The organism is Enterobacter sp. S-33 (assembly GCF_028735835.1).
Lineage (GTDB): Bacteria > Pseudomonadota > Gammaproteobacteria > Enterobacterales > Enterobacteriaceae > Enterobacter > Enterobacter vonholyi.
The window spans coordinates 3,246,691-3,259,188 of record NZ_CP117838.1; the positions used below are offsets into that span (position 1 = coordinate 3,246,691).

The 12,498-nt window shown below is 53.2% G+C and carries 11 protein-coding genes; 2 read left to right on the forward strand and 9 right to left on the reverse strand.

The genetic code is table 11. The features are described from left to right. Positions 1 to 26 precede the first annotated feature (26 nt). From nuoF to lrhA, 6 genes are all read right to left on the reverse strand, one after another. Positions 27 to 1,364 carry an NADH-quinone oxidoreductase subunit NuoF gene (gene nuoF, locus PUP35_RS15315; RefSeq protein ID WP_008500209.1) on the reverse strand — a complete coding sequence of 446 codons (1,338 nt, stop codon included), beginning with the start codon at positions 1,362 to 1,364 and terminating at the stop codon, positions 27 to 29. Then, the gene (gene nuoE / locus PUP35_RS15320; protein WP_006176513.1) at positions 1,361 to 1,861 is read right to left on the reverse strand and encodes an NADH-quinone oxidoreductase subunit NuoE; all 501 of its coding nucleotides are present in this window, start codon (positions 1,859 to 1,861) and stop codon (positions 1,361 to 1,363) included. Before nuoE ends, nuoF begins: the two co-directional genes overlap by 4 nt. Before the next feature lie 2 nt (positions 1,862 to 1,863). Further along, positions 1,864 to 3,666, reverse strand: a complete 1,803-nt coding sequence (gene nuoC / locus PUP35_RS15325; protein ID WP_023312537.1) for an NADH-quinone oxidoreductase subunit C/D — start codon at positions 3,664 to 3,666, stop codon at positions 1,864 to 1,866. Between the two features lie 89 nt (positions 3,667 to 3,755). Further along, entirely contained in the window at positions 3,756 to 4,430 is a 675-nt protein-coding gene (gene nuoB, locus PUP35_RS15330) for an NADH-quinone oxidoreductase subunit NuoB (RefSeq protein WP_003861482.1), read from the reverse strand. Between the two features lie 15 nt (positions 4,431 to 4,445). Further along, positions 4,446 to 4,886, reverse strand: a complete 441-nt coding sequence (nuoA, locus tag PUP35_RS15335; protein ID WP_014171000.1) for an NADH-quinone oxidoreductase subunit NuoA — start codon at positions 4,884 to 4,886, stop codon at positions 4,446 to 4,448. Positions 4,887 to 5,516: 630 nt separating this feature from the next. Then, positions 5,517 to 6,455, reverse strand: a complete 939-nt coding sequence (gene lrhA, locus PUP35_RS15340; RefSeq protein ID WP_111965271.1) for a transcriptional regulator LrhA — start codon at positions 6,453 to 6,455, stop codon at positions 5,517 to 5,519. Between the two features lie 937 nt (positions 6,456 to 7,392). On the opposite strand from lrhA, the gene alaA reads away from it, so the two are divergent. Next, positions 7,393 to 8,607: an alanine transaminase AlaA gene (alaA, locus tag PUP35_RS15345; protein ID WP_008500204.1), complete on the forward strand. Its 1,215-nt coding sequence runs from the start codon at positions 7,393 to 7,395 to the stop codon at positions 8,605 to 8,607. Between the two features lie 94 nt (positions 8,608 to 8,701). Continuing rightward, on the forward strand, positions 8,702 to 9,301 hold the full coding sequence (yfbR, locus tag PUP35_RS15350; protein ID WP_010433329.1) for a 5'-deoxynucleotidase: 600 nt from the start codon (positions 8,702 to 8,704) through the stop codon (positions 9,299 to 9,301). A gap of 54 nt (positions 9,302 to 9,355) precedes the next feature. Here the strand turns inward: yfbR and PUP35_RS15355 are convergent, their stop codons facing one another. The 3 genes from PUP35_RS15355 to PUP35_RS15365 all read right to left on the reverse strand — a co-directional run bounded on the left by PUP35_RS15355 (position 9,356) and on the right by PUP35_RS15365 (position 12,429). Next, positions 9,356 to 11,188 carry an SLC13 family permease gene (locus PUP35_RS15355; RefSeq protein ID WP_274240408.1) on the reverse strand — a complete coding sequence of 611 codons (1,833 nt, stop codon included), beginning with the start codon at positions 11,186 to 11,188 and terminating at the stop codon, positions 9,356 to 9,358. 75 nt (positions 11,189 to 11,263) lie between these two features. Further along, positions 11,264 to 11,923, reverse strand: a complete 660-nt coding sequence (locus tag PUP35_RS15360; RefSeq protein ID WP_274240410.1) for a sugar phosphatase — start codon at positions 11,921 to 11,923, stop codon at positions 11,264 to 11,266. 11 nt (positions 11,924 to 11,934) lie between these two features. Beyond that, on the reverse strand, positions 11,935 to 12,429 hold the full coding sequence (locus tag PUP35_RS15365) for a YfbU family protein (protein WP_023617380.1): 495 nt from the start codon (positions 12,427 to 12,429) through the stop codon (positions 11,935 to 11,937). Positions 12,430 to 12,498: the final 69 nt, after the last annotated feature.

Genomic DNA, 12,498 nt, shown 5'->3' on the forward strand with positions numbered 1-12,498 from the left:
CCGAGCGTTAATCAAAATTCTTGTCGTTACCAGCGCGCTTTAAGCAGGTTCGGCTGAATCCCATTGATGGCATGGGTATTGCTGAACGGCTGCTTGATGCCTGCTTCGAACTCGTCGCGGAAATATTTGATCGCGCTCTGCAGAGGTTCGACGGCACCCGGTGCGTGGGCACAGAAGGTTTTACCCGGGCCTAAGAATCGACACAGTTGCTCAAGCGTCTCGATATCGCCAGGCTGGCCTTCGCCACGTTCGATTGCACGCAGGATCTTCACGCTCCACGGCAGACCATCACGGCACGGTGTACACCAGCCGCAGGACTCACGGGCGAAGAACTCTTCCAGGTTACGCACCAGCGAGACCATGCCGATCTCGTGGTCGACGGCCATCGCCAGCGCCGTACCCAGACGGCTGCCTGCTTTACCAATGCTTTCGAACTCCATCGGCAGGTCAAGGTGGGCTTCGGTCAGGAAGTCTGTCCCTGCCCCACCCGGCTGCCAGGCTTTAAATTTCAGACCATCGCGCATGCCGCCGGCGTAGTCTTCAAGAATTTCGCGCGCGGTGGTACCGAACGGCAGTTCCCAGACGCCAGGATTTTTCACGCGACCGGAGAAGCCCATCAGCTTGGTACCGGCATCTTTGCTTGAGGAGATGCCCTGATACCACTCCACGCCGTTGGCGAGGATAGCCGGAACGTTACACAGGGTTTCGACGTTGTTTACGCAGGTCGGTTTCCCCCACACGCCGGAGCTTGCCGGGAACGGTGGCTTGGAACGCGGGTTCGCGCGGCGGCCTTCCAGAGAGTTAATCAGCGCGGTTTCTTCACCGCAGATATAACGCCCGGCACCGGTGTGCACGAACAGTTCGAAGTCAAACCCGGTGCCCAGGATGTTTTTACCCAACAGGCCCGCTTCGGTGGCTTCGGCAATCGCGCGACGCAGGTTTTCCGCCGCTTCAATGTACTCACCGCGCAGGAAGATATAGCCACGGTACGCTTTCAGCGCGAACGCGGAAATCAGCATGCCTTCCACCAGCAGGTGCGGCAGCTGTTCCATCAGCAGGCGGTCTTTATAGGTGCCCGGCTCCATTTCATCGGCGTTACACAGCAGGTAACGGATGTTCATGGATTCATCTTTTGGCATCAGGCTCCACTTCAGACCGGTGGAGAAGCCCGCGCCGCCGCGGCCTTTCAGGCCAGACTCTTTTACCGCGTTAACGATGTCGTCCGGCGCCATGCCGCCAAGGGCTTTACGCGCACCGGCATAGCCGTTTTTGCTCTGATATTCGTCGAGCCATACCGGCTGTTTGTCATCACGCAGACGCCAGGTCAGCGGATGCGTCTCAGCAGTACGAATTACAGTTTTCATTTGTACTGCTCCAGCAGGTCAGGAATCGCTTCCGGCGTCAGATGGCTGTGAGTGTCCTCATCAATCATCATGGTCGGCCCCTTGTCGCAGTTACCCAGGCAGCAGGTTGGCAGCAGAGTAAAGCGTCCATCGAACGTGGTCTGGCCCGGCTTGATATTGAGCTTCTTCTCAATCGCAGCCTGGATGCCCTGATAACCGGTGATATGGCAGACAACGCTGTCACAGTAGCGGATCACATGGCGGCCAACCGGCTGACGGAAGATCTGGCTGTAGAACGTGGCTACGCCTTCTACGTCGCTTGCCGGAATACCCAGCACTTTCGCGATCTCATAGATCGCCCCGTCCGGCACCCAACCACGCTGTTTCTGTACGATTTTCAGCGCTTCAATGGACGCCGCACGCGGGTCTTCGTAGTGGTGCATCTCGTGCTCAATGGCGGCACGTTCTGCTTCACTCAGCTCAAAAGCCTCGGTTTGTGGTTGTTGATTCTCGTGCATAATTAGCGGTCCACATCTGACATAACAAAATCGATACTACCCAGATACACAATCAGGTCAGAGACCAGACTGCCGCGGATGGCGGACGGAATCTGCTGCAGGTGCGCAAAGCTCGGCGTACGCACGCGGGTACGGTAGCTCATGGTGCTGCCGTCACTGGTCAGGTAGTAACTGTTAATACCCTTGGTCGCTTCAATCATCTGGAAGGATTCTTGCGCCGGCATGACCGGACCCCAGGAAACCTGCAGGAAGTGGGTGATCAGGGTTTCGATATGTTGCAGCGTGCGCTCTTTCGGCGGCGGCGTCGTCAGCGGGTGATCCGCCTTGAACGGGCCTTCCGGCATGTTGTTGAGGCACTGCTCAAGGATGCGCAGACTCTGGCGCAGTTCTTCCACTTTAAGCATCACGCGGGTGTAGCAGTCGGAAACACCGCCGCCCACCGGGACTTCAAAGTCGAAGTTCTCGTAGCCAGAGTAAGGACGGGCTTTACGCACGTCGAAATCAATACCGGTCGCACGCAGACCTGCACCTGTTGTCCCCCACTCCAGCGCTTCTTTCGCGCCGTAGGCAGCAACGCCCTGGGAACGGCCTTTCAGGATGGTGTTACGCAGCGCGGCTTTCTCGTAAGACGCCAGACGTTTTGGCATCCAGTCGAGGAATTCACGCAGCAAACGGTCCCAGCCGCGCGGCAGATCGTGCGCCACACCGCCGATGCGGAACCAGGCCGGGTGCATACGGAAACCGGTAATCGCTTCCACCAGATCGTAGATTTTCTGACGGTCGGTAAAGGCGAAGAACACCGGGGTCATCGCGCCGACGTCCTGAATGAACGTGGAGATGTACAGCAGGTGGCTGTTGATACGGAACAGTTCTGACAGCATGACGCGAATCACGTTAACGCGATCCGGCGTAACGATACCCGCCAGTTTCTCAACGGCCAGCACGTATGGCATCTCGTTGACGCAGCCGCCGAGGTACTCGATACGGTCCGTATACGGAATGTAGCTATGCCAGGACTGACGCTCGCCCATCTTCTCAGCACCACGGTGGTGGTAGCCAATGTCAGGCACGCAGTCGACAATCTCTTCGCCATCGAGCTGAAGAATAATACGGAATGCACCGTGCGCAGACGGGTGGTTCGGACCGAGGTTAAGGAACATGAAGTCCTCGTTGTCGGTACCGCGCTTCATGCCCCAGTCTTCCGGTTTGAAGGTCAGCGCTTCCATTTCCAGATCCTGTTTGGCTTTGGTCAGCTCAAACGGATCGAATTCGGTTGCACGTGCCGGGTAGTCTTTACGCAGCGGGTGGCCGGTCCAGGTCTGCGGCATCATGATGCGCGTCAGGTGCGGGTGGCCGTCGAAGGTCATGCCGAACATTTCCCAGGTTTCACGCTCATACCAGTTGGCGTTCGGGAAAAGTTTGGTGATTGTCGGCAGATGCATGTCGTTTTCAGACAATGCCACCTTGAGCATGATATCCGTATTACGGTCTATTGAGATCAGGTGGTAGAAAACGGAAAAGTCCGCAGCAGGGAGCCCCTGGCGGTGGGTACGCAGACGTTCATCCATGCCGTGTAAGTCAAACAGCATGACGTACGGTTTTGGCAATTTCTTGAGGAAATCGACAACTTCCAGTAATTGCTCACGCTTCACCCAAACAACGGGTACCCCGGTGCGGGTAGCCTGAACAGTAAAGGCATCCGGCCCAAAACGGTTGCGCAGTTCGCCAATGACTGGGTCATCCAGATGATCCCGGGTCTGCCAGGCGGCTTCTTGCGCGGTTAAGTCGGTCATATTGTTCACCATTGCAAATGGTCCGTGGTGACTGTTGAGCCTGGCTTCGCGCTATTTGAGTAGTGATATGCGAAGGTGTTCTCCAGGCCTACAGGCGCAATTTAAATTTCGTCAGGCGTACGCAGATTGGTGACGGCAATACGTTCACCACGTTTACGCTCGCGCTCAGACTGCATGTTCGCGCGATACACACCCTGATCGCCAACAACCCACGACAGTGGGCGACGTTCTTTACCAATAGATTCCTGCAGCAGCATCAATGCCTGCATGTAGGCTTCCGGACGTGGCGGGCAACCCGGGATGTACACATCCACTGGGATAAATTTATCTACGCCCTGTACGACGGAATAGATGTCGTACATACCGCCAGAGTTAGCACATGCCCCCATGGAGATAACCCATTTAGGCTCCAGCATCTGGTCATAAAGACGCTGAATAACAGGTGCCATTTTGGTAAAGCACGTACCGGCTACCACCATCAGGTCAGCCTGACGTGGGGAAGCACGCAGTACCTCTGCCCCAAAACGCGCAACGTCATGCACCGCAGTGAATGACGTCACCATTTCAACGTAGCAGCAAGAAAGGCCAAAGTTGTAAGGCCAGATGGAGTTCTTACGACCCCAGTTGACCATATCGTGCATGGCATGTTCGAGTTTGCCCATGTACACGCTTTTATTGACTTCTTGCTCCAGGGGGTCGGTTACGATCTCCTGTTTTTGCAGGGGGTAACGGTCATTCTCACCGTTAGGATCTATGCGGGTGAGCGTATAATCCATCTTATTGCCTCGCTGTTACTGCTGACGATTAGAGATACTGTTTTCCGGGTTGATGTGTTCACGACGTGAACGCGCAGGCGTCCAGTCAAGCGCGCCAATACGCACCAGATAAACCAGACCGGCCAGTAGCACTAAAATGAAAATTGCGGCCTCGACAAAGCCCACCCAACCACTTTCGCGGATGGACGTTGACCATGCGAAAAGGTAAAGCGCTTCCACGTCGAAGATGACGAAGAACATGGCTACCAGATAGAACTTGGCAGACAGGCGTAAGCGAGCGGAACCTACTGAATCAATACCTGATTCGAAAGGTGTGTTTTTGTGCCTTGCACGGGCGCGACCGCCCAGGAACCAGCCGCCGACTAGCATCAGGCAGCACAGGCCAATGGCTACAATAAGAAAGATTGCGAATGCCCAGTGATGAGCGATGACTTCTGTGGATGTTGACATACTCATTGCTTACTCATCAAAAGTGATACCAACGACACTGCTCTTGCTGGCAGATGGGCATCACATCGATTCATGGGGAGGAACAAATAACCTTACACTAACTGTCAGAAATGAGACGTAGACAGCAAAATGATGGGGTTTTTTACTCCTTTCTATAACCTATTGTCAACTTTAACAAAGGTTTCTTCACATTAAATTACATCGAGCGATTCTCATTAACATTTGGTGCCCTTTAACCCTGGTGGGTGCATGACTTTCCGTCAAATGTATGTTGTTGAATCGTGTCCGTTTCGGAAGTAAAAAAAATAACCCTCCTATTTTGACAGGATTTGCCAACGATTCCTCCCCCCAAATAGGAGTATTTTCTTGATCTGTGACACGCTTTTGTTAATTCAACCAGGAAAACGGCAACATATTTCCTGTTTTTTTAACATGAGAGGGATATGGATGAAGTTAGAACGGAAAACGGACAATATGTAAGCAAAATCATTTAGCTTATTGATAAATATAGAGTATCCTGAAAATCCATATGCTATAAGCGGATATTATTGCTAAAAAAAAGCCACTGCATGCGAAAATCACACGAGTGGCCTTTTTTTACACTTACATTTTGTTACCAGAATTTTGAGCAGGCGATCACTCAAAATCCCCTTCAACGATCAGGGAATCATCCCCCCCTTCGGAGGTAACGCGCTCGAACTGCCACGGGTTATGGTAGTTTTCCATCGCGTCGAACACCACCTTTGCCAGCTCGTTATGGCTGGACGAATTGTGGCAGAGCAGATATTCCGTATCCGGCAGCGCAGGCAGGCCATCGGATTTTCCCAGAACGCGCAGATCGGGGCTCATCATCTCTACCGGACGCGCCGTTACACCCAGACCGGCCTTCACGGCTGCACGGACCGCTGGCAACGTGGAAGCCACATACGCCAGACGCCACGGAATGTTGGCCTCATTCAGCGCCGTGAGCACCATATCACGGAACGGGCTCGGGTCATCCAGTAAGACCAGTGGCACCGGTTCCCCTTTTTGCAGCACGTATTCGGCTGCGCAATACCAGTGCGTAGGCGATGTACGCAGCGTCAGGCAATCAAACTGCCCGGGACGATGCGTAGTCACCACCAGGTCGACTTTATTCTCATTTAACATCTCAACCATAAAAGCATTACGCTTTACGCTAACGTCCAGTGCAAGCTTCGGATAAACCGAACTGATACGATTGAGAAGAAACGGCAATATTGTATCCGCTGACTCATCAGATGCGCCTAACGTTAGCACCCCTTGTAGGTTGCTAAACATTAATGACATACATGCTTCATCATTAAAGCGAAGAATTTTCCTGGCATAACCCAGAAGCTGAATACCGTGTTCCGTTAAGAGCTTATTACGCCCATGACGCGCAAAAAGCTCTTTACCAACCAGTTGCTCCAGCCGCTGCATTTGCTGGCTGACGGCGGACTGAGTTCGGCAAACGGCGGCAGCAGCTGCTGCAAAAGTGTTGAGATCGGCGACCGCAACAAACGTTCTCAGCAGATCGAGGTCGAGATTCATTATCGGACGATTTGCATTTATCATATCTATTCACTTTCAGGTTGCTCGTGCGGAGCTGCCCGGGTTGAAGCTGTGTGTAACAGTTAAGCAATTCCCTCTGAAGGTTTTCCCTCGCATCCCGGCCCGGCAGACTGCCTGACAGATAGTTATTGTGCTGCTTTATATCAACAGTCAGAAAGCACGTTTCATGACGTTATTTTTATTCTCTTAAACGTTCAGGATATTTAGATGTTCGCAGGTTTATGTAAATTACATTAAAGGTATAACACCTTTTCTGCCATCTTTATCGCAGCGCTGTCAACGTAGCAGGAGATGTTCGACACATTCCAGCCAGAGATAACTCCAACAATAACAATCAATTAATTCGGAAAATCAGTTACAGATATACAAAAACCGTGTATCTGCCCCCTGCTTTCCTGTAAGACATCTTAACCCAAATCCACTTTATTTATAAGTCTTATTGCAATATTGAGGATTAAAGAAGAATGTTAAGCTTCTAAACTAATTTTATTAAAATTAACTAAAGTTGCATTTTATAGGTTAATAATAAATAAATTTTAATTTAGATTAAGACCATTCATTAATGGCACTTAACATTAATTTCACATGAGTAACTTTTAGCCACATTATGCTTTTACAGGAACATTCCTCAAGCATTCAGGATTTACGAAAAGTCACTCAGGGTGATTGCTACCGTCGTCCGGCTCACCACTTATTTTATTCAGCACAATATACAGTATTTTGGCAAATTAATAGCACATTCACCCCATCCTGGTACCGTAAGTGCAACTTTAAGCCAGTATAAAAGCGAATGTGCAGCGAAAAAGATTTATCAATTTTTTGCTGCCGGCACAAAATCTTCTACTGCACACCCTTCAAAACGAAGCGAGGGGGGAGTACATTATTCCGTGCTGACTTCCACGGCAGGGAGTGGCAATAATAGCGAAAAGGTTAAAGGTTCATGTCCCCTATCGAAAAATCCAGCAAGCTAGATAACGTCTGTTATGACATCCGCGGCCCGGTTCTGAAAGAGGCAAAACGCCTTGAAGAGGAAGGCAATAAGGTTCTTAAACTCAACATTGGTAACCCTGCGCCATTTGGTTTTGAAGCGCCGGATGAAATTCTGGTTGATGTGATCCGCAACCTTCCTACTGCACAAGGCTATTGCGATTCAAAAGGACTTTACTCCGCACGTAAAGCTATCATGCAACACTACCAGGCACGCGGCATGCGTGATGTTACCGTTGAAGATATTTATATTGGCAACGGCGTCTCCGAACTGATCGTGCAGGCGATGCAGGCGCTGCTGAACAGCGGTGACGAAATGCTGGTTCCCGCACCGGACTATCCGCTGTGGACGGCTGCAGTATCCTTGTCCAGCGGTAAGGCCGTGCACTATCTTTGCGACGAGTCCTCCGACTGGTTCCCGGACCTCGATGATATTCGCGCAAAAATCACGCCCCGCACGCGCGGCATCGTGATCATTAACCCGAACAATCCAACGGGTGCGGTATACTCAAAAGAGCTGCTGATGGAGATCGTCGAGCTCGCCCGCCAGCACAACCTGATCATCTTTGCCGACGAAATTTACGACAAGATCCTGTACGACGCGGCACAGCACCACTCAATCGCAGCGCTGGCCCCGGATCTGCTGACCGTCACCTTTAACGGCCTGTCTAAAACCTACCGCGTGGCCGGTTTCCGTCAGGGCTGGATGGTATTAAACGGTCCGAAAAAGCACGCCAAAGGCTATATTGAAGGGCTGGAGATGCTGGCCTCCATGCGTTTATGTGCCAACGTTCCGGCGCAGCACGCAATCCAGACGGCGCTGGGTGGTTATCAGAGCATTAGCGAGTTCATCGTGCCCGGTGGACGCCTGTACGAACAGCGTAACCGCGCGTGGGAGCTGATCAACGATATTCCGGGGGTTTCCTGCGTGAAGCCGAATGGGGCGCTCTATATGTTCCCGAAAATTGACGCGAAGCGCTTCAATATTCACGATGATCAGAAAATGGTGCTTGATTTCCTGCTGCAGGAAAAAGTGCTGCTGGTCCAGGGCACGGCGTTTAACTGGCCGTGGCCGGATCATGTGCGCATCGTGACGCTGCCGCGCGAAGATGACCTCGAAATGGCCATCAGCCGCTTTGGTCGCTTCCTCTCTGGATACCATCAGTAATCTTAAAATCAGGCTACTTCGGTAGCCTGATTTGCATCTTCCCTCCCCTCCCCGCACAATGAACGCCTGTCGCAGTGAAGACAAAAGGTATCCTATGAGTCAGAGTCATTTCTTTGCCCACCTCTCCCGCCTGAAACTCATCAACCGCTGGCCGCTGATGCGCAACGTGCGCACAGAGAACGTGTCAGAGCACAGCCTGCAGGTTGCCATGGTCGCTCACGCGCTGGCCGCCATTAAAAACCGCAAATTCAACGGTCAGGTCAATGCAGAGCGCATCGCCCTGCTGGCGATGTACCACGATGCGTCAGAAGTGCTGACCGGCGACCTGCCTACGCCGGTGAAATATTTCAACTCGCAAATTGCGCAGGAATATAAGGCCATCGAGAAGATTGCCCAGCAGAAGCTGATCGACATGGTGCCGGATGAGTTGCGCGACATCTTTGAGCCGCTCATCGATGAGCATCAGTACACGGAAGATGAAAAGTCGCTGGTCAAACAGGCCGACGCGCTCTGCGCCTATCTGAAGTGTCTCGAAGAGTTGTCCGCAGGGAATAACGAATTTTTACTGGCAAAAACGCGCCTGGAAAAAACGCTGGAATCCCGCCGCAGCGAAGAGATGGATTATTTTATGCAGGTGTTTGTACCGAGCTTCCATCTGTCTCTGGATGAGATCAGCCAGGATTCACCGTTGTAATTTTTCGCCGGGTGGCGGCTTCGCCTTACCCGGCCTACGTTTCTGCGCTCACGCTTAAAACGGGAACAGGACCGGTATCAATACCACGCACACCACCATCACCAGCACGGTGAACGGCACGCCCAGCTTCACGAAATCGCTGAACTTATAGTTCCCGGGCCCGAGCACCAGCGTGTTCACCGGTGAAGAGACCGGCGTCATAAATGCCGCGGAAGCGGCCATCGCCACCATCATCGCAAACGGGTACGGCGATACGCCCATGGACTTTGCCATCGCCAGCGCGATAGGCGCCATCAGTACCGCCGTCGCGGTGTTGGAGATAAACAGACCGATGGTGGCGCACATGATAAACAGGCAGACCATCATCATGTACGGCCCATACCCGCCGCCGACGTCCATTAAGCCTTTAACGATCAGATCCACGCCACCGGTTTTTTGCAACGCCAGGGCGAAAGGCATCATCCCGACGATGAGAATAATGCTCGGCCAGTGAACGGCTTTATAGGCGCTTTCGGCGTCAATACAGCGGAATTTACCCATCAACAGGCAGGCGATGATTGCCGCGACCGGATTGGGAATTTCATCGGTCAGCATCAGCGCCACCATCAGCACCAGACAAAAAATAGCGTGAGGCGCCTGGCTGTGCGCAGGCGACGCGTCGCTCTCCTCAACAGGCATGTTGAGCACCACAAAATCACGCCCTTTTTGCCCGAGCTGGCTTATCAGCTTCCAGTTACCGACAACCAGGAAGATGTCGCCCAGCAGGATCGGCTCATCGACTACCGCCCCTTCCATCGCCACGCCATCGCGCTTCAGCCCCACGACATTCAGGCCATAGCGGGTACGGAATCCCATTTCCCGCACGGTTTTACCCAACAGTTCCGACTCCGGGATCAGCGACACCTCGGCCATGCCGACATCCAGCGCCTGATCGGAGAAATACTCCCCGCGAAGCACCATAGGTTCCAGCAGCTGTTCGCTGCAAAAATCGCGCAGATCCACGTCCGCGGTTGACATATCAATCAGCAGGACGTCACGCGCGCGGAATTCCGACACCCCGTTGACGTTAACGATCACTCGACGAAAACGTCGCCAGCGCTCTACGCCAATCACATTCGCGCCATAGCGCTCACGCAGTTTCAGATCATCAAGCCGCTGCCCAACCATCGGCGAGCCGGGGCGAATAGCCAGACGGCGCGCGCGCCCGGTAAGGCGGTACTCTTTAATCAAATCGCGGAAGGTGCGTCGCTTCCATCCTTCTTTATTTTTGTCCTGTCTTTCACCTTTAAGGGCAAAACGGGTCAGCAGCATGTAGACCACGCCCATTACAAGAATAACCAGCCCAAGCGGGGTGACGCTGAAAAAACTGAAGCCCTCAAATCCTTCCCGGATCAGCTCGCTGTTGACGACCAGGTTCGGCGGCGTTGCCACCAGCGTCATCATTCCGCTGATCAAACCGGCGAAACTCAGGGGCATCATCAGGCGCGACGGCGAGCTCTGCATCCGCATGGAAACGCTCAACACCACTGGGATGAAGATGGCGACCACGCCCGTGGAGCTCATAAACGCCCCCAGTCCGGCGACGGTCACCATCAGGTAGATCAGCATTTTGGTTTCGCTGCTGCCCGCCACTTTCACTAGCCACGACCCCACAATGGTCGCCACGCCGGTGCGCACCAGCCCATCACCAATAATAAACAGGGCTGCAATCAGGATAACGTTGGGATCGCTAAACCCGGAGAAGGCTTCCGGCAGCGTGAGCGTACCGCTCAGCACAAACGCGACGATGACAAACAAGGCGACGGCGTCCATGCGTACCTTGCCCGTTGCAAAAAGAAGCATGGCGATTAAAAGCAGGCTCAGGACCCAAATCAGTTCACCGTTCACAACATGTCCTTGTCAGTGGGAGATGAGAAATTTTGCCATAAAAAAGCCCCATCAGCGTGGGGCTATATCATGGGTTTACATTTTTAGCGAGACGGTTACAACGCCATCAGAGGCTTTCGAAACAGCCAGTGCCGTCAGGGAATCGAGCACCAAATCTGCCTCCTCCAGGCGGGGAGATCCCGCCGGAACGTTAACGGCGATGACGTGGCTCCCTGCGTTCAGCCCGGCCAGTACGCCAGCCGCCGCATCTTCCACCACCACGCACTCTGCCGGGTCGAGGCCCAGCAGTTCAGCGCCCAGTAAAAATGCATCAGGCTCCGGTTTACCCCGCTTCACGCGCTCCGCCGTAATAAACACGTCAGGCGTCGGCAACCCTGCCGCCTTGTGTCGGGCGTGGGCAACCGGTACGGAACCGGAGGTGACGATAGCCCACGGGATCTGCGCCTCGTTCAAATGCTCAAGCAGTTCGCGCGCGCCCGGTAATGCGGTGATGCCGTCAGTATCGGTGGCTTCAATATGCTCCAGGTATTTGAACTCCGCCTGAATTTCGTCCTCAGTGCGTCCGGCCAGGAAGTGCCGTAGCGAGGTAATGGCCTGTTTGCCATGGATAAAATTCAGCACGTCCTGATGGTGGATGCCATGTCTGTCAGCCCAATGGCACCATGAACGCTCAACAACCGGCAGCGAGTCCACCAGCGTACCGTCCAGATCAAACAGAAAACCTCTACACTGCACACGCACCTCCGTCAGGCATTAATGATTTGTTGAATTTCGTTGCTGCTTAAATGGTACTGACGCGGACAGGCATGCCACGCGCTCAGCATGCGCTGATACTTATCCCACATCGGGGTCTGCGCGTTGAAGCCGTGGGTGCCCGCGTCAAAGTGGGTATAACGCCCTTCAGTATTCACCATAAAACGAACATAGCTCAGATAACGCGCTTCCGTTGCGGCATCAAAGCCTAAGAAAGTGACGCGACGCTCGTCAATGGACTGCCGATCTTTGAGATTCGTCCATGACACGTGCAGAGCGTGATACATCTCCATAATATCGATCACGATGCGGCAGGTTTCTTCTTTCAGCTCGCCAAACTCGCGGTCCAGTTCACGCATTTGCAAACCAAAGCCGCGTTCGACGATGGTTTGCAGGCGGCTGTAGCGCGCAGCGTTATCGGGATCAAGCATAGTCATCATCTTGTACTGGTTAGACAAAATCAGACGTTGAGCATGGGTCATTTCCATCTTTCGACTCCTGTAGCGCATTGCACTTAAAAAAAAGACACGGTAACTGATTGTTACTGTGCCTTCTTT